The sequence below is a fragment of the Sulfitobacter sp. HGT1 genome (genome assembly GCF_013282155.1).
Lineage (GTDB): Bacteria > Pseudomonadota > Alphaproteobacteria > Rhodobacterales > Rhodobacteraceae > Sulfitobacter.
Map to the genome: position 1 here is coordinate 526,185 of NZ_BLWI01000008.1, position 23,839 is coordinate 550,023.

Annotated in this window: 28 protein-coding genes, 3 tRNA genes and 2 pseudogenes; 16 read left to right on the forward strand and 17 right to left on the reverse strand. The window is 57.8% G+C overall.

Annotated features, from left to right (window positions below; all coding sequences use genetic code 11):
- Nucleotides 1-60: 60 nt before the first annotated feature.
- Nucleotides 61-522, reverse strand: coding sequence for an Lrp/AsnC family transcriptional regulator (locus tag HGT1_RS08705; protein ID WP_176249530.1), 462 nt, complete (start codon nt 520-522; stop codon nt 61-63).
- A 147-nt stretch (nt 523-669) separates the two neighbouring features.
- Between HGT1_RS08705 and HGT1_RS08710 the strand changes: the two genes are divergently transcribed.
- On the forward strand, nt 670-2,292 hold the full coding sequence (locus HGT1_RS08710; protein WP_176249531.1) for a thiamine pyrophosphate-binding protein: 1,623 nt from the start codon (nt 670-672) through the stop codon (nt 2,290-2,292).
- Between the two features lie 103 nt (nt 2,293-2,395).
- Nucleotides 2,396-3,292 carry a DMT family transporter gene (locus HGT1_RS08715; protein ID WP_255200147.1) on the forward strand — a complete coding sequence of 299 codons (897 nt, stop codon included), beginning with the start codon at nt 2,396-2,398 and terminating at the stop codon, nt 3,290-3,292.
- A gap of 44 nt (nt 3,293-3,336) precedes the next feature.
- On the opposite strand, the gene HGT1_RS08720 is transcribed toward HGT1_RS08715, so the two are convergent.
- From HGT1_RS08720 to dctP, 7 genes and pseudogenes are all read right to left on the reverse strand, one after another.
- Nucleotides 3,337-3,753 carry a VOC family protein gene (locus HGT1_RS08720; RefSeq protein ID WP_176249532.1) on the reverse strand — a complete coding sequence of 139 codons (417 nt, stop codon included), beginning with the start codon at nt 3,751-3,753 and terminating at the stop codon, nt 3,337-3,339.
- Between the two features lie 137 nt (nt 3,754-3,890).
- Nucleotides 3,891-4,046 carry a DUF2182 domain-containing protein gene (locus tag HGT1_RS08725; protein WP_176249533.1) on the reverse strand — a complete coding sequence of 52 codons (156 nt, stop codon included), beginning with the start codon at nt 4,044-4,046 and terminating at the stop codon, nt 3,891-3,893.
- Nucleotides 4,047-4,282: 236 nt separating this feature from the next.
- A pseudogene (locus HGT1_RS08730) lies at nt 4,283-4,806 on the reverse strand (IS3 family transposase); the annotation flags it as partial.
- A complete protein-coding gene (locus tag HGT1_RS18465; RefSeq protein WP_375708108.1) occupies nt 4,791-4,937 on the reverse strand; it encodes a hypothetical protein in 147 nt (48 codons plus the stop codon). The pseudogene HGT1_RS08730 and the gene HGT1_RS18465, both read right to left, overlap by 16 nt.
- Nucleotides 4,938-5,173: 236 nt before the next feature.
- A complete protein-coding gene (locus tag HGT1_RS08735) occupies nt 5,174-6,490 on the reverse strand; it encodes a TRAP transporter large permease (RefSeq protein ID WP_176249534.1) in 1,317 nt (438 codons plus the stop codon).
- A 4-nt stretch (nt 6,491-6,494) separates the two neighbouring features.
- The gene (locus HGT1_RS08740) at nt 6,495-6,989 is read right to left on the reverse strand and encodes a TRAP transporter small permease (protein ID WP_176249535.1); all 495 of its coding nucleotides are present in this window, start codon (nt 6,987-6,989) and stop codon (nt 6,495-6,497) included.
- A gap of 6 nt (nt 6,990-6,995) precedes the next feature.
- The gene (gene dctP / locus HGT1_RS08745; protein WP_255200148.1) at nt 6,996-7,961 is read right to left on the reverse strand and encodes a TRAP transporter substrate-binding protein DctP; all 966 of its coding nucleotides are present in this window, start codon (nt 7,959-7,961) and stop codon (nt 6,996-6,998) included.
- 215 nt (nt 7,962-8,176) lie between these two features.
- Between dctP and HGT1_RS08750 the strand changes: the two are divergent.
- A pseudogene (locus HGT1_RS08750) lies at nt 8,177-8,471 on the forward strand (transposase); the annotation flags it as partial.
- Between the two features lie 210 nt (nt 8,472-8,681).
- Here HGT1_RS08750 and HGT1_RS08755 read toward each other — a convergent pair.
- Nucleotides 8,682-8,767: transfer RNA gene (locus tag HGT1_RS08755), tRNA-Leu, on the reverse strand.
- A 176-nt stretch (nt 8,768-8,943) separates the two neighbouring features.
- Between HGT1_RS08755 and HGT1_RS08760 the strand changes: the two genes are divergently transcribed.
- From HGT1_RS08760 to HGT1_RS08780, 5 genes are all read left to right on the forward strand, one after another.
- Nucleotides 8,944-9,618: a DsbA family protein gene (locus HGT1_RS08760; protein ID WP_176249536.1), complete on the forward strand. Its 675-nt coding sequence runs from the start codon at nt 8,944-8,946 to the stop codon at nt 9,616-9,618.
- Between the two features lie 21 nt (nt 9,619-9,639).
- Complete coding sequence (lipB, locus tag HGT1_RS08765) at nt 9,640-10,332, forward strand: lipoyl(octanoyl) transferase LipB (RefSeq protein WP_255200161.1); 693 nt, start codon at nt 9,640-9,642, stop codon at nt 10,330-10,332.
- Nucleotides 10,333-10,719: 387 nt separating this feature from the next.
- Entirely contained in the window at nt 10,720-12,393 is a 1,674-nt protein-coding gene (gene ctaD / locus HGT1_RS08770; RefSeq protein WP_176249538.1) for a cytochrome c oxidase subunit I, read from the forward strand.
- 245 nt (nt 12,394-12,638) lie between these two features.
- Entirely contained in the window at nt 12,639-13,028 is a 390-nt protein-coding gene (locus tag HGT1_RS08775; protein WP_176249539.1) for an MAPEG family protein, read from the forward strand.
- Nucleotides 13,029-13,138: 110 nt separating this feature from the next.
- A tRNA-Gly gene (locus HGT1_RS08780) sits at nt 13,139-13,213 on the forward strand.
- A 207-nt stretch (nt 13,214-13,420) separates the two neighbouring features.
- Here HGT1_RS08780 and HGT1_RS08785 read toward each other — a convergent pair.
- Nucleotides 13,421-14,131: a hypothetical protein gene (locus HGT1_RS08785; RefSeq protein ID WP_176249540.1), complete on the reverse strand. Its 711-nt coding sequence runs from the start codon at nt 14,129-14,131 to the stop codon at nt 13,421-13,423.
- Between the two features lie 273 nt (nt 14,132-14,404).
- Here HGT1_RS08785 and HGT1_RS08790 point away from each other — a divergent pair, with 273 nt between their 5' ends.
- Entirely contained in the window at nt 14,405-15,349 is a 945-nt protein-coding gene (locus HGT1_RS08790; protein WP_176249541.1) for a PleD family two-component system response regulator, read from the forward strand.
- 5 nt (nt 15,350-15,354) lie between these two features.
- On the opposite strand, the gene HGT1_RS08795 is transcribed toward HGT1_RS08790, so the two are convergent.
- Both HGT1_RS08795 and HGT1_RS08800 read right to left on the reverse strand, forming a co-directional pair.
- Nucleotides 15,355-15,690, reverse strand: coding sequence for a hypothetical protein (locus tag HGT1_RS08795; protein ID WP_255200149.1), 336 nt, complete (start codon nt 15,688-15,690; stop codon nt 15,355-15,357).
- Complete coding sequence (locus tag HGT1_RS08800; RefSeq protein WP_176249542.1) at nt 15,687-15,926, reverse strand: Lrp/AsnC ligand binding domain-containing protein; 240 nt, start codon at nt 15,924-15,926, stop codon at nt 15,687-15,689. The genes HGT1_RS08795 and HGT1_RS08800 overlap by 4 nt, the downstream gene beginning before the upstream one ends.
- A 146-nt stretch (nt 15,927-16,072) precedes the next feature.
- On the opposite strand from HGT1_RS08800, the gene hisB reads away from it, so the two are divergent.
- Together hisB and hisH are read left to right on the forward strand one after the other, a co-directional pair.
- The gene (gene hisB / locus HGT1_RS08805) at nt 16,073-16,660 is read left to right on the forward strand and encodes an imidazoleglycerol-phosphate dehydratase HisB (protein ID WP_176249543.1); all 588 of its coding nucleotides are present in this window, start codon (nt 16,073-16,075) and stop codon (nt 16,658-16,660) included.
- Nucleotides 16,661-16,663: 3 nt separating this feature from the next.
- Nucleotides 16,664-17,302: an imidazole glycerol phosphate synthase subunit HisH gene (gene hisH / locus HGT1_RS08810; protein WP_176249544.1), complete on the forward strand. Its 639-nt coding sequence runs from the start codon at nt 16,664-16,666 to the stop codon at nt 17,300-17,302.
- Between the two features lie 60 nt (nt 17,303-17,362).
- Here the strand turns inward: hisH and HGT1_RS08815 are convergent, their stop codons facing one another.
- Both HGT1_RS08815 and HGT1_RS08820 read right to left on the reverse strand, forming a co-directional pair.
- Nucleotides 17,363-17,716 (reverse strand): DUF2147 domain-containing protein, encoded by a 354-nt coding sequence (locus tag HGT1_RS08815; RefSeq protein WP_255200150.1) that lies wholly within the window; start codon nt 17,714-17,716, stop codon nt 17,363-17,365.
- Nucleotides 17,717-17,895: 179 nt separating this feature from the next.
- Nucleotides 17,896-18,285, reverse strand: a complete 390-nt coding sequence (locus HGT1_RS08820) for a DUF2147 domain-containing protein (RefSeq protein WP_176249545.1) — start codon at nt 18,283-18,285, stop codon at nt 17,896-17,898.
- Between the two features lie 143 nt (nt 18,286-18,428).
- Between HGT1_RS08820 and hisA the strand changes: the two genes are divergently transcribed.
- The 3 genes from hisA (at nt 18,429) to HGT1_RS08835 (ending at nt 20,302) form a co-directional block, all read left to right on the forward strand.
- The gene (gene hisA / locus HGT1_RS08825) at nt 18,429-19,145 is read left to right on the forward strand and encodes a 1-(5-phosphoribosyl)-5-[(5-phosphoribosylamino)methylideneamino]imidazole-4-carboxamide isomerase (protein WP_176249546.1); all 717 of its coding nucleotides are present in this window, start codon (nt 18,429-18,431) and stop codon (nt 19,143-19,145) included.
- A gap of 93 nt (nt 19,146-19,238) precedes the next feature.
- On the forward strand, nt 19,239-20,000 hold the full coding sequence (gene hisF, locus HGT1_RS08830) for an imidazole glycerol phosphate synthase subunit HisF (RefSeq protein WP_176249547.1): 762 nt from the start codon (nt 19,239-19,241) through the stop codon (nt 19,998-20,000).
- Nucleotides 19,997-20,302, forward strand: a complete 306-nt coding sequence (locus HGT1_RS08835; RefSeq protein WP_176249548.1) for a phosphoribosyl-ATP diphosphatase — start codon at nt 19,997-19,999, stop codon at nt 20,300-20,302. Before hisF ends, HGT1_RS08835 begins: the two co-directional genes overlap by 4 nt.
- Before the next feature lie 94 nt (nt 20,303-20,396).
- Here the strand turns inward: HGT1_RS08835 and HGT1_RS08840 are convergent, their stop codons facing one another.
- The 3 genes from HGT1_RS08840 to rlmB all read right to left on the reverse strand — a co-directional run bounded on the left by HGT1_RS08840 (nt 20,397) and on the right by rlmB (nt 22,206).
- Entirely contained in the window at nt 20,397-20,864 is a 468-nt protein-coding gene (locus HGT1_RS08840; protein ID WP_176249549.1) for a CoA-binding protein, read from the reverse strand.
- A gap of 226 nt (nt 20,865-21,090) precedes the next feature.
- Nucleotides 21,091-21,402, reverse strand: a complete 312-nt coding sequence (locus tag HGT1_RS08845; RefSeq protein WP_176249550.1) for a hypothetical protein — start codon at nt 21,400-21,402, stop codon at nt 21,091-21,093.
- A gap of 27 nt (nt 21,403-21,429) precedes the next feature.
- On the reverse strand, nt 21,430-22,206 hold the full coding sequence (rlmB, locus tag HGT1_RS08850) for a 23S rRNA (guanosine(2251)-2'-O)-methyltransferase RlmB (protein ID WP_176249551.1): 777 nt from the start codon (nt 22,204-22,206) through the stop codon (nt 21,430-21,432).
- 127 nt (nt 22,207-22,333) lie between these two features.
- Between rlmB and HGT1_RS08855 the strand changes: the two genes are divergently transcribed.
- Both HGT1_RS08855 and HGT1_RS08860 read left to right on the forward strand, forming a co-directional pair.
- Nucleotides 22,334-22,417 (forward strand) — tRNA-Tyr (locus tag HGT1_RS08855).
- 419 nt (nt 22,418-22,836) lie between these two features.
- Complete coding sequence (locus tag HGT1_RS08860) at nt 22,837-23,838, forward strand: hypothetical protein (RefSeq protein ID WP_176249552.1); 1,002 nt, start codon at nt 22,837-22,839, stop codon at nt 23,836-23,838.
- Nucleotide 23,839 lies beyond the last annotated feature (1 nt).

The following is a 23,839-nucleotide window of genomic DNA, read 5'->3' on the forward strand; positions in this document are numbered from 1 at the left end:
AGCGGGTCAAACGCGTGCCAAAGCAAACGCGCTTGCAGCAAGGCTGGCTTTGACAACCGCTCAAAGATCGACTGGCAGCGCGCCGGACACCTTCATTTGCCGCAGGATAAAGGTAGTTGTCGTCGTCTGCACGACCTTGAGCCGCAGAAGGCTGTGCATGATGAATTGCTCAAGGCTTTCGGGGTCTTTGGCAGCAACTTTGAGAATATAGTCAAAGTCACCCGTGATCGACGAACATTCCAGCACCTGGTCGTTCTTGTCCACAAAGGCCTGGAATGTATCAATCGAGGCAACGTCATGATCCACCAGCGACACCTGAATATGGGCAAAAGCATGTAGACCCAGCTTTTTGCCATCCAGAATTGCCGCATAGCGGGTGATGTAGCCCTCTTCCTCCAGCCGTTTGACCCTTCGCCAGCACGGAGAGGGCGACAGCCCCACCGCATCCGAGAGCGCTTGCGTGTTGGCGCGCCCGTCGCGTTGCAGAACCTTCAGGATGAGCTTTTCAAATGAATCGAGCAAAGATTTACCTACTTTTTGTGGATATCAGGCATAACTCACCCAGCCTGACCCAAAACAGACCAATTTAGAAGCAATTTCACGCAACACAGACAGTATCATCCCTCAAAGCCCGTCGAAGCTGTCAAATTTGAGGAAAAGGTCACGCCAATGTCCCCCCAGAACCATGTTTATCAATCCATTGCACGTGCCACCAAAGACCACGGAACCCAAAAGATGTTCGGCCTGATGGGGGATGCAAACCTGTTCATGGTCGACAGTTTTGTGCGCGATTGTGGCGGTGATTTCATCCCCGCAGCCCATGAGGGCAGCACGATCCTGATGGCGGCGGCCTATGCCCATGTTTCGGGCCATGTCGGGGTTGCAACCGTCACCCACGGGCCCGCGCTCTCCAATTGTCTGACCGCGCTGACCGAAGCCGCGCGGGGACATAGCCCGATGGTCGTTCTGGCCGGGGACACCCCCGCAGACAATCCGCGCCACCTGCAAAGCATCGACCAGCGCGAACTGGTCAAGGTCACAGGCGCAGGGTTTGTGCAGCTTCGCACGCCCGCAACCGTCTGCGAGGACGTCGCGCGGGCGTTCTACCGCGCCCGTGTCGAACGCCGCCCTATCGTGTTGAACATGCCCGCTGATTTCATGTGGCAAGAAGCGGATTACACCCTTCAGGTGCTGGATGTGTTCACCACCCCCGGCGGGGTGGCCGAAGGTGATATTCTGGATAATGCGATTGGGATGATCGCCTCGGCGCGGCGTCCTTTGATCCTTGCGGGGGGCGGGGCCATCCATGCACGCGATCAGTTGGTGCGACTGGCCGACCGGCTGGAAGCACCGCTTGCAACGACGCTTCGGGCCAAGGGTCTTTTCAACGATCACCCCTATAACATTGATATCTTCGGTACTCTGTCGACCCCCGCCGCCTATGACCTGATCGCGAAATCCGATTGCATTATCTGCTTTGGCACCGCGCTGCATGATTTCACAACGGACCGTGGCAAGTTGATGAAAGACAAACGGATCGTGCAAATCGACAGCGACCCGACCGCGATTGGGGGCGGGCTGCACCCCGACGCAGCCCTGATCGCCGATGCGGGGCTGACCGCTGACACCATCCTGCATTGGCTGGACGAGGCCGAGATCCCCGCCAGCGGCTTTACCCGCGAACTCGATACCGCGTCGCTTACCGCCCATGTGGCAGGATCGGGCAAGGCACCGGAAGGTTTCGTGAATTATGTCTACGCGCTTGATCGGTTGGAACAGGCCCTGCCCGAAAACCGCGTCTTGGTCACGGACGGGGGGCGTTTCATGACAGAGGTCTGGTGCCGCATTTCGGTGCCCGACCCGCGCAGCTTTGTCAGTACGGTGAATTTCGGGGCCATCGGATTGGGGCTGCAAGAAGCTATCGGGGCAGCGGTTGCCGCGCCGGATCGTCCGGTCGTGCTGTTCAGTGGCGATGGCGGGTTCATGATGGGCGGAATCAATGAATTCAACACAGCCGTGCGCCTTGGGCTGGATCTGATCGTGATCATCGCGAACGATTCCGCCTATGGGGCCGAACACATCCAGTTCGTCGACCGCAAGATGGACCCAAGCCTGACCCAATTTACCTGGCCGTCTTTCGCCCAGATCGCCAAATCGCTTGGCGCAGACGGGGTCGAGGTGCGCTCGAATGATGCGCTTGAACACGCGCTTGCAGCGCTTGAGACCCGCAAGGGCCCCTTCCTGATCGACCTTCGGCTTGACCCTGATGATGTCCCCCGCATGCGCATCTGACCAATCAGGTTGAAAGTTCCCGGCCTGCCAAATACTGACGTGTAAGGTAAGGGACTGCGGAAATGCTTGGCTTCAGCGCAGTTCACCAGCATTGAGGCACCCTTTGAGAATTGACATTGCAACGGACAGCCGGGCCAACCTGATCGGCAGCATCTGGATGATCGCGTCGATGGCGGGTTTCGCCATTGAGGACGCCTTTGTAAAAGCCGTGTCCGAAACCCTGCCCGTCGGTCAAATTCTGATCCTGTTCGGCTTGGGGGGCGCATTGGTCTTTGCGCTTGTGGCGCGCGCCAACAAGCAGCCGCTGTTCGTCCAGGATGTCGTGTCGCGCCCCATGTGTATTCGCATGTTCTTTGAGATCATCGGCCGTCTGTTCTATGTGCTGGCAATTGCGCTGACCCCGTTGTCTGCGGCGACCGTTATCCTTCAGGCGACCCCGCTGGCAGTGGTCGCAGGGGCCGCTTTGGTCTTTGGCGAACGGGTCGGCTGGCGCAGATGGCTGGCCGTTTTTATCGGGCTGTTGGGGGTTGTCGTCATCCTTCAGCCCGGAACGGATAGTTTTTCGGCCCTGTCCGTTCTGGCCATTATCGGAATGATCGGCTTTGCGGGCCGCGATCTGGCCAGCCGTGCCGCACCTGCCACCCTGCACACCTCGATCCTTGGCCTATATGGTTTCCTGTCTGTCATCATCGCCGGCGTCGCCATTTCGGTTTGGCAATCGGCACCCTTCGTGCGCCCCGATGCCGAGGTTTGGCTGTTCTTGCTTGGGGCAGTCCTCGCAGGCGTTGCGGCTTATTCCTGCCTGATGAAGGCGATGCGCACCGGTGAAGTATCCGCCGTCACCCCCTTCAGATACACGCGATTGCTGTTCGGCTTGGCATTCGGGGTTATCCTGTTTGGCGAACGGCTGAGCCTGGAAATGCTGGTCGGGTCCGGTTTGATCGTGTTTTCAGGCCTTTTTATCCTATGGAGAGGCAAACAGGCCAAAGCAGCTTTGTGATCTGACCTGCAAGGAATGCGGTGTCGCAGCCTGTGTCGCCACCGCTACCCGTCCCGACCGGGTTCAGACGGATCGCTGGAAAAGAGCGCGATCTTGTTGCCTTGGGGGTCGCGAAGGTAGCCAACATAGAAATGCGGTCCATATGACACGCGAAAACCGGGCTGGCCCTCGTCAAAGCCGCCAGCGGCAAGGGCAGCGGCGTGCAGGTCCCGAACCTGAGCTTGATTGCGCGCCTCGAATGCGATCATGGTCCCGTTCCCGGCCGAGGCAGCATTACCGTCAAAGGTCGGTTTAACGTAGAAATCCGGCAAAGGGGCAGACTGCCCCGGTTGAACCGGCAGCGCATAGCTCAGCCCCTCAGGCCCCTCTTTCAGCCCGTACCCGAGGGCTGGCAAGAACGCTGAATAAAACCGCTTCGCGCGGGCGATATCATCAGCACCAACGGTGACATAGGCAATCATGCTGCGTGTTCCTTTCGAGGCGTTCGGATATTGTGGCGCGTTTACAGGATGATGGTAGAACAACGCGCGAACCGGCTCAACAACCGCGACGCGCAGTTGGCAACGGGAGTTTTTCAATATCCGGCTCGCCCCCCGTTTCAGACCATGGTCCACACCCCCGCCCCGATCATGCCCGCACCAGCGACCTTGGAAACCACATCGCCCGCGGGAACGGCCTTTTCGATCAGAACAAAGATCGTGATCGCGATGATCCATGCAGCCTGCATCACGCCGACAACGAACAAAAGCCCCATCAGCGCTGACGTCTGACACAGCCGGAAAACGGGTTATCAAGCGTGAGGCCCTCATTGTTAAGAATGCCCAGGCACCGATCCGAGGGGACAGGACTGTGATGGGGCGTTCCCGTCAGGCTCCTATAAGGTCACATCTCGCCCGTTGCCGGGGCGCTTGATGGTCGACACGTCAACGCAATGACACGCAGTCAATCGTAACATGGGTCAGGCCATCAAGCCGCAATACCATACTCACAGTCATAGCAATTTCCCTTTCCACTCATGCACTGCCCGGCAGTGCATGTTCACATGCGCGAGAGGGGACACTTTGAAGCCGTGCTGTCGCAGGATTTTCTGATAGTCGTGCGAACAATATTGCGACACGAGATCCGTGTGATGGATGCAGCCCTTTGGGCGGTGAGCGGAATGCTATCGCCATGTTTAACGCCCGGATCGCCAGGTCTCGCTTCATCCTGTTGCTCACCGCCCAACCGATCACGCGCCGAGAATGCAGGTCCAGTATTACAGCGAGATACAGCCACCCTTCGTGCGTCCAAATATAAGTGATGTCACCGGCCCATGTCTGGTTTGGCTGATCTGCTGTAAAGTTCCGCTCCAGCAGGTTCGGCGCAATGTTGAACCTATTATCGCTGTCTGTCGTCACCTTGTGTTTGCGCGTCCTCACCACTGATATTCCGTTCTGGCGCATCAAACGGCCAACACGGCGGTGACCGATATCCAATCCGATCTCCTTCAGCTCTTCGGTCATCCGTGGGCTGCCACTCTCGGGACATAGCTGCGCAATACCCTGCCGCGCAGTGGATCATCAGCAACCTGCATACGCGTTAGCCCGCTGGTCAGCGCGATGCGCACCGCATCTTGCCGGAATTCGCCCGTCCGTTTCAGTCCCATGGTCAGTCTCCTTTGTTGCAGCAAATGCGATCAAAGGAGCGGCATCAAACCGTGGAATCAGACACCTAGGGACCTCGTAACACCAATCGCGGATCATGGATAATTGGTACGGTTATCTGTCGCCATCCAAAGGGTGACCACAATGTGCCTCTTCCAAGTGTCGGGCCGGGCCTGGATGAGTGGGCGATCAAAGGTAATTTAGCTCAGAAGCCGAGTTTATTGTTTCTCAATCAAGCCTATCTGCCCATCAACCCCGGCAACCATGTGCCCAGTTCGGGCAGCCAGACGATCAGGCCAAGCACAAAAAGCTTGATCAGAACGAAAGGCGTCACCGCCGCATAGATGTCGCGCATGCGGATTTCGGGTGGTGCCACGCCGCGCATCACGAACAAAAGCAATCCAAAGGGGGGCGTTAGCAGCCCAATCTCCATCGTCAGAAGATAGACCACGCCCAAAACCAACGGGTCGATCCCCATCGCATTGGCCAGCGGCACAAAGACCGGAACGGTGACCATCAGCATCGACACCTGATCAATGAAGCAGCCCAGAAATAGTAGGATCGCTATCATGCCAAGCAACACCATCAGCGGGGTCGGGTCAAAGCTGTTGATGGCGTTGATGAGGCCGTTTGTGGCTCCGGAAAAGGACAGAACCTGCGCGAAAGTCTGGCTTGCTGCGATAATGAACAGGATCATCACTGAAAGCTTGAGCGTTTCCATCAGCGCGCGGCCCAGTTTTGCCCAAGTCAGCGCGCGATAGGCTGCGCCGATGGCGACTGCGGTCAGACTGCCCAGGGCAGCGCTTTCTGTCGGCGTTGCGATCCCCAGCAGCAGTGATCCGATCACCACGGCAAACAGCACCGACAGCGGAAGCACATAGAGGACGAAGGGCGTCCACCTTTCCCTCAGGCTCATTTTTTCCTGCGTGTCGGGGGGGGCGACGGAAGGATCAAGAATGCTGCGCCCGACCACATAGGCCACGAATAAAAGCGCCAGCAGCAGCGCGGGGATGACCCCTGCGACCAGTAACCCGGCAATGGATATTCCCGCGAGCGAGCCAACCAGAACCGCCAGTGCCGAGGGCGGAATCAGCATTGCAATCGCGCCGGATGCCATGATCGGGCCCATGGCCATCGACGGGTGGTAGCCTCGCTTGAGCATACCCGGCAACAGCGTACTGCCCAGCATTGCCGTATTTGCGATGGTGGACCCGGACAAGGCGGCAAAGATCGTACCGCCAAAGATGGTGACCACGGACATACGCCCCGGGATGCGCGTCACGACCCGTTCAATCGCGTCAATGGCCCGGTGTGCGACACCGGTCTGAAATAAGATCTCGCCCATCAGGATAAATAGCGGGATCGGGGCAAGCTGGAAGTTCGCCACCGACTGCGCCGAATTTCGCGCCAATTGCAGGATGCCACGTTCACCGCCCAGAACGAAATACGCGCCGACCGTGGTGACGGCAATGAATGCAAAGGCGACGGGCAGGCCGATAAGCAAGAGTACCGCCAAGCCCCCCAGCATCAATGTCAGAGTTAATCCCCAATCCATGATGCTAAAGCCCGCTCAGCGGGGCGTCGGGCATGCCAGGCTGCAGTACCTTGCGTAGGAAGACGGCAACACAAAGCGCCATGGACGCAGGCACGAATGCCAGCATCCACCATTCCGGGATCACAAATGACGTGCGGATCATCGACCCGCGCGCGGCTGAGGCAATTGCGGCTTGAAGCCCGTACCAACCCAGAATCCCCGCCGTGACCGCCCCGATCAGATTGGTGACACGGCCTACTGTCTGCTCTGCCCGGGGGGGCAAAGCGCTGGTGAGCAGGTCGACTTTGACGTGACCACCCTGCGCCAGGACCCAAGGTGCCCCCATGAAAGTGGCAATCATCAGTGCGTATTGTATCGCGTCCAGCGCGCCGTAGATGACCGGCAAGCCAAGGTTGCGCAATGCCACGTTGATCGCGATGGTCACGGCAATCAAACCCAGGATGCCTGCCGAACACACGGCAAGCATCCAGAGGGCCCGGTCAAAGATGTGTCCGATCATCTTTGATTACTTGACCAGGCAGGCGCGAAGTTCTTTGGCCAACGGCGCATCGATGGCGTCGACAGCGGCCCAACCGGCGTCCCGTGCCGTGTTCAGCCATTTTTCCGCACCGGCCGCGTCAAAGGTGATCGTTTCGATCCCCGCCTCGGCCTGTTTGGCGTATTCGGCTGCATTGAGGTCGGTGTTGTTGGCGTTCAACGATTCCATCCAGGCGGCCCCTTCTTCAAGCTTGGCGCGCTGTTCATCGGTCAGCCCGTTCCAGACATCAAGATTGACCAACAGGTTTACGTCGACATTGTAAAAGCTGGGATCGACGCGGTATTTCGTCTGTTCGTCCCAGCCAAGATCAAGCACGCCCTGGGAAGGCCAGCCGTAGCCGTCAATCGCGCCGCGCTCCAGCGCGCTATAGACCTCGCCCGGTGCGGTGCGCACCAGATTTGCGCCAAGCGCCGCAAACATTGCCTGATAGACCGGCGTGGTGCGAATGGTCAGACCACTCAGGTCCGGCCCTTCGACCGGCTTGGTCAGGTAAAGATGAAAGCCCATCCCGTCACCCGCACGCGCTAGATATTTGGCGTTCATCTGCTCTTGGTGGATGCGGTCGATGACATCATAGCAGCCGTTCGCGCGCTGTTCTTGCACTGTATTTTCAGCCAGGTGGATCGCGTCACCTGTCGGGACAAGATTGGGATAGAAGGCCGACGTATTGTTGGCGATGTCCACCACGCCGGATTGCACGGCATTGCCCAACTCGAAGGGGGGCACTGCTTCGGGCCCGCCGATGATCTGGATCTGGACAACACCTTTGCCGTTCTCGTTGACCCATCCGACGAAGGATTCAAATTCGCGGCTGAATGTGGTGCCGAGATTAAAGGCGGACACGCCGCGCAACGTGACTTCTTGCGCGAAGGCGGGCGAGGTTAGCGAGGTGGCAGTGACGATAGCGGCAGTAAGCATTCTCAAGGTGTTCATGTCGATCCTCCCGGTTGAAGGTGGCCCGTTGTCTATCGCTCCGGCACCACTTTATATGTATCTGCATATAATTCGTAGCGACAACCTGCCGTACAGTCAATTTCGCATATCAGTCATATCCTGAGCGGCCTTGCTGCGAGGTTTCGCATGGGGCAGGCGTTGTTGCATATCTCCGAAGAGGGCGGTTTCACATTGTGAATCCATGCAGTTACAGGATCTGCACGAGCAAGCCATCACCCGCCCGCTACCGCATCACCAATTGGTCCAGCTACAATGCATCGCTCAGGAAGCCGGGATCGCTGCTGATCTGGGTCGACAAGGAGATGACGTGGCTCGCACCGCGTGACGGGCGACCGCCGGTCTTCTCTGATGCTGCGATCCAGTTCTGCCTCTCAATCAAAGTGCTGTTCAAGCTGCCTTTGCGCCAGAGCGCCGGGAAGGTTGCCAGCCTGCTGCGGATGGCAGGCCCGCAAGCATGGTGTTCAGGGGCGGCGCCAATGGCGCAAGGTACCGCCGAGATCGAACGCGTGGCATAACCCCAGCGGGAAAGGGGCAGTCACGTCCTACGAGGGACTTCTGCAACAACGCCGATGTGAACCCTAAATCGCTCTGGCCCCCCCCGCTGGTGGGCCTTTCAAACGTATTGAGGGATAAATTGGCGGATACCAATCCAAATACAGCCGGCAAGCCGTTGAAAATATTAACTAATGTAAAATAAATTGGTGCGGTCGGAGAGACTCGAACTCTCACGGGTGTTACCCCACAGCGACCTCAACGCTGCGCGTCTACCATTCCGCCACGACCGCACGCCATGGATGGTGAGGCTCGTTTAGACAAACTTCTTCCCCTTGTGAAGAGGCAATCCTCATCATTTCGAACAAGATGATTTAACCGGCCCTTCCCAGCGTAATTCCACTGCCCCCTTGAATTAGCCCCGCGAAACCTGACTTTAGGTGCAAGCAATGAAAATAGGTGATCCAACGTGACCAATGACGCGCCCGCACAAACCGCCCCTGCCCTGCAAATCGACATCGTTTCAGATGTCATGTGCCCGTGGTGCATCGTGGGGTATCGCCAGTTGGAACAAGCGCTGGCGCAGACCGGCGTGGGGGCCTTCATCCGCTGGCACCCGTTCGAGCTGAACCCGCAGATGCCCCCCGAGGGTCAGAATACCGCGGAACATATCGCCGAGAAATATGGTGCAAGCCCTGAACAATCGGCGCAAAATCGGGCGCATCTGGTGCAGATCGGGCAAGGCTTGGGAATCGATTTTCAATTCACCCCCGACAGCCGCATCGTCAACAGCTTTGCCGCGCACCAGCTTTTGCATTGGGCGCAGGAACACAACCTACAACACCCGCTCAAGCTGGCGCTGTTTCAGGCGCATTTCACCCAAGGGCGCGATGTGTCGGATCACACGGTGCTGGTCGATGTGGCTGAAACGGTGGGTCTGGACCGCGCGAAAGCCGCCGAAGTGCTGGAAAGCGGCAGCCACGCCGATGCGGTACGCGAGTTGGAAGGCGTTTGGACGGGTCAGGGAATCAGCGGCGTGCCCGCAATGGTGTTCGAGGGCAAATATCTGGTCACCGGCGCGCAGGGTTCGGATAATTACACTCAAGTCATTCAACAGATCATGGCTGAAAAAGCGGCGGGCTAGCGATCGCATGGCTTTGCAAGCCTGACGCGGGGCGCTAAGCAGACGGCTATGGTGGAATGGATTATCTCTGACGGCTTGACCGATTTTCGCACCGCCGAGGCGTGGATGGAAGACCGTGCAACCCGCATCGCCGACGGCACCGCCGAGGAATGCATCTGGCTGGTCGAACACCCGCCACTTTATACTGCGGGGACTTCGGCCAAAATCACCGATCTGACCGACCCTGACCGGTTTCCCGTCTATGAAACCCGCCGGGGCGGGCAGTACACCTATCACGGGCCGGGCCAACGGGTGGTTTATGTCATGCTCGACGTGGGCAAACGCGGACGCGATGTGCGCCGCTTTGTCCAGCAGCTTGAGGCATGGGTGATCGCCACCCTCGACAGTTTCAACATCAAGGGCGAAATTCGCGAAGGCCGTGTCGGCGTCTGGGTCCAGCGCCCAGACAAGCCGTTGAATATCAACGGTCAGACCCCCGAAGATAAAATCGCGGCCATCGGAATACGCTTGCGCAAATGGGTCAGCTTTCACGGCATCAGCATCAATGTCGAACCCGATCTGAGCCACTTTGGCGGGATTGTTCCCTGCGGCATCACCACCCATGGCGTGACGTCGCTGGTCGATCTTGGGCTGCCCGTAACGATGGATACGCTTGATGTCGCCTTGCAGGCGGCATTCGCGGCCATTTTCGAAGACACCCCGCAGACGGATTGATTCGCGTGGCCTGCTGCGGGATTCGTTTGCTTGGCCAGTAAAACGCTTTTTGGTGTCCACGGATATCGATCCCCTCATTATCCTGAGCACGACACCCCCAGGGCACCGGATTTTCCCCCGCTCAAGACGCGATTACGTTCTGAGAGTCACATATGTTTCACTTATCTGGTCTTGGCTCGCTGGCAATCATGTCACTATATCCAGCCGTGACATGCTCGCGCTCACAAGATGGCGTGCCAGCAACGACCCCGGATTTTTCAGAAAATACCGCACCTGCGGCAATCGTGGCCATTGCCCCTTTGGGCAAGGCGCACTAGAACAAACGATAATCCAGCGCGCGTTCCTTGTCGGGGCGTGGGTTGACCAACCAATCTCAGGAGGCACCGCATGGCCGACGCAGCCATTCACGGGCATGATCATCACGACGAGCGTGGATTTTTCACACGCTGGTTTATGTCCACGAACCACAAAGACATCGGTATTCTATATCTGATCGTCTCAGCCCTCGTTGGCTTTATCTCAGTCAGCTTTACCATCTATATGCGCCTTGAACTGATGCACCCCGGTGTTCAGTACATGTGTATGGAAGGTGCGCGTTTCATCGCCAATAGTGCAGAAACATGTACGCCAAACGGGCATCTTTGGAACGTTCTGATTACCGGCCACGGCATCTTGATGATGTTCTTTGTGGTTATTCCCGCGCTTTTCGGCGGTTTCGGTAACTATTTCATGCCGCTGCAAATCGGCGCGCCTGACATGGCGTTCCCACGCATGAACAACCTGTCCTTCTGGCTGTATGTCGGCGGCACCACGCTTGCTGTCTGTTCGGTGCTTGCACCAGGCGGTAACGGTCAGGCCGGGTCCGGCGTTGGCTGGGTTCTGTACCCGCCGCTTTCCGTACGTGAAGGCGGTATGTCGATGGATTTCGCGATCTTCGCGGTTCACGTTTCCGGTGCTTCGTCCATTCTGGGTGCGATCAACATGATCACCACCTTCCTGAACATGCGCGCCCCCGGCATGACATTGTTCAAGGTGCCATTGTTCAGCTGGTCGATCTTCGTCACAAGCTGGCTGATCCTGTTGTCCCTGCCCGTTCTGGCCGGCGCAATCACCATGCTGCTCATGGACCGCAACTTTGGTTTCGCGTTCTTTGACCCAGCAGGCGGCGGTGATCCGGTTCTGTACCAGCACATCTTGTGGTTCTTCGGTCACCCCGAAGTGTACATCATCATCCTGCCAGGCTTTGGTATCATCAGCCACGTGATTGCCACGTTCAGCCGCAAACCGATCTTTGGCTACCTGCCAATGGTTTGGGCGATCATCGCAATCGGCGCATTGGGCTTTGTTGTGTGGGCGCACCACATGTACACAGTCGGTATGTCGCTGAACCAGCAAGCCTACTTTATGCTTGCGACGATGGTTATCGCGGTGCCAACCGGTGTTAAGGTCTTCAGCTGGATTGCCACCATGTGGGGCGGTTCGATCGAATTCAAAACACCAATGCTGTGGGCTTTCGGCTTCCTGTTCCTTTTCACCGTCGGTGGTGTAACAGGTATCGTTCTGTCCCAGGCAGCCGTCGACCGCTACTACCATGACACCTACTATGTGGTTGCACACTTCCACTATGTTATGTCGCTGGGTGCCGTGTTCGCGATCTTTGCAGGTGTCTACTTCTACCTGCCCAAGATGTCGGGCCGCATGTACCCTGAATGGGCCGGCAAGCTGCACTTCTGGGCGATGTTCATCGGCGCGAACCTGACCTTCTTCCCACAGCACTTCCTGGGTCGTCAGGGCATGCCACGCCGCTACATCGACTACCCCGATGCATTTGCTTACTGGAACCTGTGGTCCTCGATCGGTGCCTTCCTCAGCTTCGCTTCGTTCCTCTTCTTCTTCGGTGTGATATTCTACACACTGACACGGGGCGCACGGAGCACGGCCGCAAACCCATGGAACGAATATGCCGACACGCTGGAGTGGACACTGCCAAGCCCACCCCCAGAGCATACGTTCGAAATTCTTCCAAAGCAGGAAGACTGGGACAAGCAGCCAAGCCACTAAGGCAAGGTACTAAGAAACAAGGGGCTCCAACGGCGGTTGGGGCCCTTTTCCGTTGCCGGCGTTCACTTGACTGACCAGCCCCCCGTGCAGTCCACCCAGTGCCGATCGTGTCAGGGCGCGTTGCCTTTTTCAGCCCCGTTCAACGCCCCCCACCCCATCAAAAAGATGAATGCCGCTTTCGCCCTTTCGGAAATCACGTTTTGCCATAGGCTGCCAAATGAACGCCCCTGACCGAAAGACCCCCTATGCCCCTGCCCATTACATCCCTCTATGCTGCGCTGACCGCCTTGGTATTTCTCGCCCTCAGCTGGCGCGTCATCCGCTACCGCAGGGCCAATGTCATCTCGCTGGGTGACAGCGGCGACAAGAACCTGCTCAAACGTATGCGCGCCCAAGCCAATTGCGCGGAATATGCGCCGCTGGCGCTGATCCTGATGATGCTAGGCGAATTGAACGGGGCACCGCCCGTCGCGCTCCATACCATGGGCGCTGCATTTGTGGCCGGTCGCGTTTTGCACGCATATGGCTTCGCCTCCACACCGCAAAAGATCATCTTGCGGCAGGCTGGCATGGCCCTGACCTTGGCAATGATCGCCGCTGCCGCCTTGGGGATTCTGGCCCATGCACTGGTCTGAACGGACCTAAAATAGCCGCCCGAAAAAAATCTGAAAAAAAGTGCATTCAAAGGCAATTTCCCTCTTGCGGACACTGCGCCCTATGGGTATCTCACGCCCTACCAGAGGATGCGGGCGTAGCTCAGGGGTAGAGCATAACCTTGCCAAGGTTAGGGTCGGGCGTTCGAATCGCCTCGCCCGCTCCAACTGGTTTCTGCTTACCCAGCAGAAAAAAACAAGGCCGCCTTCGGGCGGCCTTTGTGTTTTCCGGCACCCGTTTATTCAGCCGATCCTGCCCTGTCACCATGGGCCAGCGACTGATCCGCGCCATTTGTCCAAAACGAAAAAGCCGCCCGGTTGGGGCGGCCCTGTGATTTAAATTGTCCTTCAATTTGGTCCTATCGCTCCAGCAGCTACAGCAGAGAGATTTGCGAGCGCGCCGAAACCGTTTCGCGTTCCATCTGTTCAACGGCACTTATGTGCCACTCCAGACCCGATTGCCCCTGGGCCGCCGCCGCGCGCAGGTTGGCACTGGCCAAACGCGCCTGCTGCGACGACATCATCAACGCCTCGGCCAGTTCGGCCCGACTGGCCCGGATCGCATCCAGCCGCGCCTCATACTCTGCCTCAGTGAGGGTCCCTGCCCCGCGCAGCGCCGCCAACCCCTCGATGTCGGATTCTTGCCGCGCAAGGAAGCTGGGCAACTGGATCGAGATATCATCGAGCTGCGCGTTCGATGTTCGAATGCTCCGGACGATGGCATTGGCCGATACAAGTTCCATCCTGCGGGCAACGTCCTTTTTGCCTGCCATATGGCCGTTAACCGCCCCAACGACCCCGCCAGACGCGGCCGCCGCCAAGCAATGCGAGGCATTGGACGTCACGATCGCCAGTCCACATCCGACAGCGGCCCCGACGGCGGCGTGTTTGATCGTCGTGTTGCGGACGATGTCTTTCATCATACGGTCCAAAGCGGCCGTTTGCTCAATCAATACCGCCCCGTCCTGGCCTGTGGCCTGAAAAGAAAATGCAGTCGGCGGATTGGAAACCGCGTGGTGCGGGACTGCACAGCCCGACAGCCCCAGCCCAATGATGATAGGTATAAGAAACAGTGGTTTGGACATCTGAAATTCCATTCGTACTACAGACAGCTTCGTGAAAACTCTAAAATTCCGCTACGGTCTATCGAAACAATGTGCCGATTTTGCGGCCTATTGGATAAATTTCATAAAAATTGCATTGTGCGGACTTGGCGCCGGAAAATTGCCAACAATACCATTAAAAAGGTCCAGAATGCAGATTGCGCGTCATATTCTTGCCCAGATTGAATCCTAGCTATACCACAACATAAAAAAACGCAGCCTATGCGAAAACACTGACTGAAACCGGAGCAAATCATGAAAATTCTAGTGGTAGATGATGACCCGTTTATCCATGAACTGTTCCCGGAAATTTTCGGTCTGGCCGACCTGACCGATGTCCACTCGGCATCTGGTGGCTTTGAAGCCCTCGATATCATAGCGGCGCAGGGCAAGCCTTTCGATTGCTTCGTGCTGGACGTCGATATGCCGAAAATGAACGGCATTGAACTGTGCCAGCGCATCCGTGCCTTGCCCGGCTATGACAAGAAACCCATTCTGATGCTGACCGCCAGAACCGACCCGATTTCAATCGAGAACGCTTTTGCTTCGGGGGCAAACGACTACATCTCAAAGCCGTTTAACCTGAAAGACATCTACAACCGTATCCGCGTCGCAAAGCGGCTGAGCGAGGCGTCAAAGACCGTGGTGAGCGTCAATGCGCTGGACGTCGGGGCAAAGGATGCAGCAGGCGTTCATGACTTCGAATTATGCGAAAAATTGCATCTCGCCCATGTGGACCGTCTGATCCTGTCCTTCTCGCTTGGCAACTACCTGACCCAGCTTGATCGCAAGGCGCTAAAGGGGTGCAAGGTTTTCTGTGTCTCGCTTGATGATGCGCAACATCTGTATCAGCACAGCGCCGCGTCCGATTTCACAACGCTTTTGACCGATCTGGGCGAAAGCATTATCAGCACTGTCGACTGCCCCCATCTGTTGATGTCCTACGAAGGCAACGGCCAGTTCATCTGCGTTAGCCGTGACACCCAGCTTGCCGATTGGGAAGTGCTCGAAGCCGGCATCCAGCTTAGCCTTGAAGACACATCCTATGGCCTGACGATGATGGGAAACACGCCGATCACGATCTCTGTCGGCACCCCGATCGCCCCCAATGCCAACCGGACACAACGTGTGAAAAACACATTCACCCGCGCGATTGGCCGCGCAGAGATGCGCCATTCCTCCAAGGCGAATGCCGCGTGATCGGATCAGTTAATCGGGAACTGGACCAGACATTTGGCCGCGTTGCGGCGGTAATCGCGCAGCGTGGCGTCAATGTCGCGACGATCGCGCATGACCGCCATTGCGGCCTTTTTCTGCGCCCGGGTACCGCTGACATGCCGTTCTAAAATCAGAACGGTGATGCCCAGCATGACCTCTTTTTCTTCCTGACCGATCATCTCTTCGCGCGCCAATGTCACGGCCGTATAGGCCAGCATATTGGCACATCGCAAAGCGGCCGCCTCTTCGCCCCCATAGGTGCGGTCAGCAAGGGCGGGCGTTGCACATAGCAATGTCGCACAAAGAGCGATGAAATTTCTCAAAACACTTTGAACGTCATTGTGGTCAACGACCGCTCAATCCCGTCGATATCCAACAGGTGATCGTTGATATAGACCCCCACGTCTTCGCCCTTGGGGATATAAAGTTTCATCAGCAGATCAAAATCGCCGGATGTCGAATACAGCTCCGAATGGATTTCACGCAAGGCGATTTCCTCCGCAACGCGGTAGGTTGTGCCGGGCCGGCAACGGATCTGGATAAAGACGCAGGTAGACATCGGGTCGCTTTCGACTGGTTGCAGTACCGCCACGCTGTCATAGCGGGGTAAGGGCCGCAATCCCCTATGATGCTCAAATCCGATTGGCTGGCCCTTGGCGTGGCCGCGCGCGCTGCTATAAGGGGATCAACAGCCGGAGAATTCCCATGCGTCAAAGCACAATCAGCCGTTCCACCGCCGAAACCGAAATCACCGTCGAGGTCAATCTTGATGGCACCGGTGCCTATGACAACAACACAGGCGTCGGTTTTTTTGATCACATGCTGGATCAACTGGCGCGTCATTCGCTGATTGATATGAAAATCACCGCCAAGGGCGATCTGCACATCGACGATCACCACACGGTCGAAGACGTGGGCATCGCCTTGGGTCAGGCACTGGCCGACGCCTTGGGCGACAAGCGTGGCATCCGGCGCTACGGCGCGTGTCTGCTGCCGATGGATGATGCGCTGGTGCGTACAGCACTTGACCTGTCTGCCCGTCCCTTTCTGATCTGGAACGTTGATCTGCCGACCTCCAAGATCGGCAATTTCGACACCGAACTGGTGCGCGAATTCTTTCAGGCGCTGTCCACACATGGCGGCATCACCCTGCACGTGGACATGCTGCACGGCATCAACAGCCACCACATCGCCGAGGCGGCGTTCAAATCCGTTGCCCGCGCCCTGCGCGAAGCAGTCGAGGTCGATACCCGCAAATCCGGCGATATCCCGTCAACCAAAGGTGCGTTGTAGCAAATGCTGACCGCGATCATTGATTACGAATCCGGCAATCTTCACTCTGCCCAAAAGGCGTTTGAACGGATGGCCCGCGAAACCGACGCGGGCGATGTTATCGTCACCGCTGACGCCGATGTTGTCGCAAGCGCTGACCGCCTGGTGCTGCCGGGCGACGGGGCGTTCCCGTCCTGCATGGCCGCCCTCAAGGGCCACAGCGGCATCTATGCCGCAATGGTCGAGGCCGTCGAAGTCAAAGGCCGCCCGTTCCTGGGCATCTGTGTCGGGATGCAATTGATGGCCTCTTGGGGCCGCGAATACGAAGACACCCAAGGTCTGGGCTGGATCGAGGGCGAAGTCACCAAAATCACCCCCGCCGATCCAGCACTGAAAGTGCCGCATATGGGGTGGAATGATTTGGTCATTGACCATCCACACCCCGTTTTCGACGGCATCAAGACCGGCGATCACACCTATTTTGTCCATAGTTATCATATGGCTGTAGCCAACCCCGCAGAGCGGCTGGCCCATGTCGACTATGCTGGCGAAGTCACCGCCGTGATTGGCCGTGACACCATGCTGGGCATGCAGTTTCACCCCGAAAAAAGCCAGGCAACAGGCCTGCGCATGATCGCCAATTTCCTGAACTGGCGGCCATAAGACCACAGCCCTTCAGACTGCGCTTGATCAGTCCGCGCCCCGTCAGCATTCCGGGCCCGCTTAACGCAAGCGGGTCCAGACCACTTCATTGCCGCTGTTCCCAGTGCATTTGACCAGATGCATGGCATTGCCATCGACCAACATCGTCGTCTGTTTGCGCGTATTGCCTGACGGCTTTATCAGCGTCCCCTCGTAAGACCCGTCGGCCTGTTGGACCATGTCCCAGAACACGCGTTTGCCGACAGCGGTTGATTTCTTGTCATAACCGCGCCGGTCTTTGGCCCGCTCGACAACACCGCACAAGGCCTGCCCGCACGGCCTGGCCCTTACATGAACAACCAATCCGTTAACATCTGGTGCAGATTTCCAGACACCTTCCGCCACATCAGAAAATACCGGCGCCGAAATCGCCATAAATAGGGCGCTCAGAAAAATGCATTTCTTTGAAATCATTTGCATCACGGCCCAAAGCAACACAGATGCCTTACACGCTTTTGGCACCGCAGCCAAAAACCAAGGCGCTGGTGTTATCATTCACCAACGCCATGATTCTCGCAAATCAGCTCAATCCCAGGGCAGATCATCCTTTGGGTTTACTGAAGGCGGCTCCAGCTTTGCTTTGAACACAGCAAACCACCGGCAACACATCCCGAAAGCTTCAGGTTGTTGCCCGAAACGCTCATTTTTCCGATGTAGATTTTATCGTTCGACGGCCGCCAGACCTTGCCCGCATAGTTGCCTTTGCCATCCGGTGCCATGCCGATCACCAGCTGTTTGCCGATGTTCTCGGATTTATATTCACCGTCACCGTTAAAGGTGCGCATGATCGTGCCGCAGACCTCGGCCCCGCAAGGGCTCATCTTCACATGCGCATAGGCACCATCATCCGGCTGGGTCTTCCAAACCCCAACCGCAGGATCCGCCGCCATTGCCGTGCCCGCCGCCATGATTCCAATGACTGCCGCCAAAATCGTTCTTTTCATGATATATCCTCCCGATATCTCCGCAGTTTGACTAAAATTCACCGATTCAAGCAAGCTTTACGTAGGGGCCGCGCCTGCTGCGTTGCACATTTCCGCCCGCCATGCGATTTGGTCGCAAACACCCGCAACCCAAGGCCTGCCCAATGATCCTGTACCCCGCAATCGACCTCAAAGACGGCCAAGCCGTGCGCCTCGTTCACGGCGACATGGAAAAATCCACCGTGTTCAATGATGACCCCGCCGCACAGGCCCGCGCCTTTGTCGATGCAGGCTGCACATGGCTGCATCTGGTGGATCTGAACGGTGCCTTCGCAGGGGCCCCCGTCAACGCCGCCCCGGTCGAAGCGATCCTGAAATCCTGCAACGTCCCCGCCCAGCTTGGCGGCGGCATCCGCGACATGGCCACAATCGAGGCATGGCTGGACAAAGGCCTCGCGCGGGTGATCCTGGGCACCGTGGCCGTCGAAAACCCCGATCTGGTGCGCGAAGCCGCCCGCGCCTTCCCGGGCAAAGTCGCCGTTGGCATTGATGCGCGCAACGGCCGCGTCGCCACCAAGGGCTGGGCCAATGAAACCGATGTGATGGTCACCGACCTCGCCAAATCCTTCGAGGACGCAGGCGTCGCCGCGATCATCTACACCGACATCCTGCGCGATGGTGCCATGGGCGGACCAAACATCGATGCCACCGCCGCCCTCGCCCGCGCCGTCAATATCCCGGTCATCGCATCAGGCGGTGTCAGCTCGCTCGACGACCTCAAGGCGCTCAAAGCCACCAACGTCATCTCCGGCGCGATTTCAGGCCGCGCCCTCTACGATGGTGCCATCGATCTGAAACAAGCTCTCAAGGCCCTTGCCTGATCTTCCAAATGGCCCCAAATCCTCGGGAGGTCTGGAGGGCAGACAGCCCTCCAGCGCCTTGCCACCCGTCCACAGCCCCTCTAAAGAATAGCTATGCTTAAAACCCGTATCATCCCCTGCCTTGATGTCGCCGATGGCCGCGTGGTCAAAGGCGTGAATTTCGTCGGCCTGCGCGATGCGGGCGATCCCGTCGATGCCGCCATCGCCTATGATGCGGCGGGCGCGGATGAACTGTGTTTCCTCGACATCCACGCCACCCATGAAAACCGCGGCACGATGTTCGATCTGGTGACCCGCACGGCTGAACATTGCTATATCCCGCTCACGGTGGGCGGTGGCGTGCGCACCGTGGCTGATGTGCGCGCCCTCCTGCTCGCGGGTGCAGACAAGGTCAGCTTCAACTCTGCCGCCGTCGCAGACCCCGATGTCATCGCCCGCGCGGCCGATCAGTTCGGCAGCCAATGCATCGTCTGTGCCATCGACGCCAAAACAGTCAGCCCCGGAAAATGGGAAATCTTCACCCATGGCGGCCGCAAATCCACCGGCATCGACGCCGTGGAATTCGCCAAACTGGTTACCGCCAAAGGGGCCGGTGAAATCCTGCTGACCTCGATGGACCGCGACGGCACCAAACAAGGCTTCAACCTGCCCCTGACCCGCGCCATTTCCGACGCCGTCAGCGTGCCGGTGATCGCCTCGGGCGGCGTTGGCAATCTTGACCACCTGGTCGAAGGCGTGACCATCGGCGGTGCCTCCGCCGTCCTCGCCGCCTCGATCTTTCACTTTGGCGAATATACCATCGCGCAGGCCAAACAACACATGGCCGCCGCCGGTATCCCCATGAGGCTGACATGACCCTGGATGATCTCTACGCCACCATCACAGCCCGTAAAAATGCGGACCCGTCCAGCAGCTGGACAGCCCAATTGCTGGCCAAAGGCCCCGAAAAATGCGCCGAGAAATTTGGCGAAGAAGCGATCGAAGCCATCATCGAAGCGGTGAAAAACGACAAACCGGCCCTCACCTCCGAGGCCGCCGACGTGCTGTACCACCTGCTTGTCATGCTCGCGTCGCGCGATGTCCCGCTCTCAGACGTGCTTGACGAACTCGCCCGCAGACAATCCAAAAGCGGCATCGCTGAAAAAGCCGCCCGCTAGGCCTTCTCTGGCTCTCAAATATCCTGGGGGGAAGCCGATCTTTCGGCTGGGGGGCAAAGCCCCCTTTCCCGCCGCCGCAGGCACTATCCTCGCGTCACAGCTTGCTCGAAATAATACCTGTCGCAAAGCCGCCCATGCGCAATTCCGAAAACAACCGCTGGTATTCGATTTTGGGGCAGCGGTTCTGTATCACCGTCACCCCGCGCGCCTCGGCCAAAGCCGCCGCCTCGGCATGCTCCACACCGATTTGCATCCAGATGGTCTGCAACTTGGGAAAGACTGCCAGCGCCTCTTCCACGATTGCGGGCACCGCCTCAGAGCGGCGGAAAATATCGACCATATCCACATCACCCTCGATGTCGGATAAGGTGGCGACCACCTTGGCCCCGAACAACATCTCGCCTGCATGGCCGGGATTGACGGGAATCACATCAAACCCCTTCAGCGACAGATAGCGCGCCACAAAATAGCTGGGCCGCACCGGGTTCATCGACACACCGACCACAGCAATCCGCTTGGTCCGGGTCAATACATCTTTCAAAAGGGCGTCTGGATATATCATCCCCCACATCTACACTGATTCTCGGATAAAAAAAGCGCCCTGCAGACAAATGTCCGAGGGCGCGAAGGTATGGAACGAGGGACAGTTAAAGACCGGCAGGAGTTCCGAACCTGCCGCCTTGCACATGAGTTAAGAACTATTTGCGCAATTCAAAGACCGTCTGACAAATGCGTGAACAAAACCTAAAGATCTAGGCAAAATATCGCCAACCCTGCGTAACATGGCTTCAGTCGAAAATATCTTCCACAATGTCGAAAACCTCGCCTGTCAGCTTTTTCAGCCAGGATTTCTTGCGCTTTTGGTATTTCTCTTTTTTCGGCTTCATCGCCGGTTTCGCGGGCTTTGACGGCGCAAACTGTCGCAAGCGCGGCGAAACCGCCGGCTTGGCCGATGCCGGGGCCGGAACAGGAATTTGCTTGAGGTCATGCAGCGGCGCGCCGCATTGCGCGCAGGCCAGCTCGTGACGCCCCGCATCCAAGGTCAACGCGGCCTTGCTGCCGCAAAAGCAGCAAGTCGCGATTTTTACTGGATAGCTCACGGCGTCTCTTCCTTTTACATGCGGGCCTTACCCATGCGGACGAGAAGCATATAGGGCGATTGCCGCCGCATTTGAGACGTTGAGCGAGCCAAATCCACCATCTGCGTCAATCCGTACCAACAGATCGACGGTTTCTTTGGTCTTTTCTCGCAGGCCCGGCCCTTCGGCCCCCAGCACCAGCGCCACCGGACGGTCGCGCTTGCCTTCAAGGGCGGCCTCCACGGTCATGTCGGCCTCGCCATCCAGACCCAGCACAAGATACCCCATGTTCTGAAGCTCCTTGATCGAATCCGCCAGATTGCGCACCCGCAGATAGGGCTGGCGTTCCAGCGCCCCGCTTGCCGATTTGGCCAGCGATCCGGTTTCGGGGGCGGCGTGATGGCGCATGCCGATCACCGCAGACGCGCCCAACACCTCGGCCGAGCGCAAGATTGCCCCAACGTTATGCGGATCAGTCACACGGTCCAGCAACAACACACGCGGTGCCTCGGCCCCGATGCACACCTCTTCCAACGATCCCCATGACAGCGGCTTGACCTCAAGCACAGCGCCCTGATGCACCGATCCTTGATCCAGCGGCGGGCGGAATTTGCGGGGGTCAACGACCTCGGGCTCGATTCCCGCCTTTGCAATCGCCTCTTCCAGCTTGATCTGCGCATTGGGCGTGACCATCAGCCTTAATTTTTCACGTTTAGGATTCTCCAGTGCGTCGCGCACCGCGTGCAAGCCGAACAACCACACGGTCTGGTTCGCCTCGACCTTTTTTTCCTGCTCTTTTTGCACGACCCACTTCGGTTTTTTCATGCCCAGACCCTCTTTCATATGCTGCAAGGATCATTTCCCTGCCTTTCGCCTAGGTTTTCGCCTTGACGCCTATCAGGACCGCTTGTAATCACGCCTTCACAGCCGGTGCAATGCACTGGCTGAAAGTGGGCGACAGGCCGCAAGGTGTGGCAGGGGACTGTAACTCCCTCGCGGAGACGCACGCCAGGTTCGATTCCTGGGTCGCCCACCATTTCACTTCTTATCAACGGCTCAGACAAGAATGTGCTTTGGTGCGCCGCCACGGTGGACCATCAACCATGCGAAGCGCATTATATCTAAGCTTAAGCAAACACGGCATATTCTACTTTAGGCGGCCTTTACCAACGGACAAGCACCGTCTCGGAAAAGCGTCCCGTGTTCGGCTCTCACGCGTCCCTATCGTCTCTGCTGTCTGACGTCAGACAGTTTGAAAAACGTGCTGAGCGCAGCGCCGGAAAAAGGGGCCTGATCATGCCCGATGCTTGCCGCGATACTCCCTTTTGCAAACAAGATGCCGCGCAAGAACGGCACCTGTCAATCAGGCGGCTATATCGGTCCGGGCTTATTTGCTACCTTTTGTGAAACAGCGTTTACCCCTATAGTCGGGCAAAAAAAGCATGAGGCATCGCGTTGACCAGTACATCCCCCTCGCAAGACTTTAATATCGTCATCGTCGGCCAACATGGTCGTTTGGCATATGAGGCACTGCTTTTCGCGGCCTCTTTGCGTCACAGCAGCCCCGATTTTCGCGGCCGCCTGCTGGTGGCTGAACCGCAACCCGGCGTATTGTGGCCAAATGATCCGCAAATCAAAAGCGCGGAAGTGCGCGCGGCGCTGGAAGATCTGGGGGCGGAAATCATTCCGTTCCAGTCAAAACACTTTGGTGCGTCTTATCCCTATGGCAACAAGATCGAGATGCTCTGCGCCCTGCCCAAGGGTGAACCCTTTGTCTTTTTTGACACCGACACCCTGATTACAGGCGATATTACCCAAGTCCCCTTCGATTTCGACCGCCCCACCGCATCAATGCGGCGCACCAACACCTGGCCCGTGCCGCAGCTTTACGGGCCGCAATACAACGGCTTGTGGAAATCGCTTTATGACAAATTCGGTCTGGATTTCGAAAGCAGCCTCGATCTGAGCCACCCGGACGAATACTGGCAACGCTATCTCTATTTCAACGCAGGCTTCTTCTTTTACCGCTGCCCCCATGAATTTGGCGCACGGTTTTTGGAATATGCGCTGGCGATCCGCGACACCCCCCCGGTAGAGCTTTGCGCACAAAGCTTTGATCCCTGGCTGGATCAGGTGGCCCTGCCGCTGGTCATCCACGCATTAGGCGGCGGGCGCGACACCCTGCCCCAAGGGCTGCTGGATGGAAGCGTCAGCTGTCACTACCGGTTCTTGCCGCTGTTATATGCGCGCGAAAGCCAGCAAGCGGTGGATGTTCTGGAAACGGTTGCGGCCCCGAACAAGCTCAAGAAAGTGCTCAAGGGCTACGAGCCCATCAAACGCATGGTCTATCAGGGGCGGGGCCAGAAAGCGCGGGCCCTGTTTGACCAAGACAACCTGCCCCGCAAGGAACAGGCCATCCGCAATCGGCTTAAATCCAACGGCTATTGGATGCGCTAAC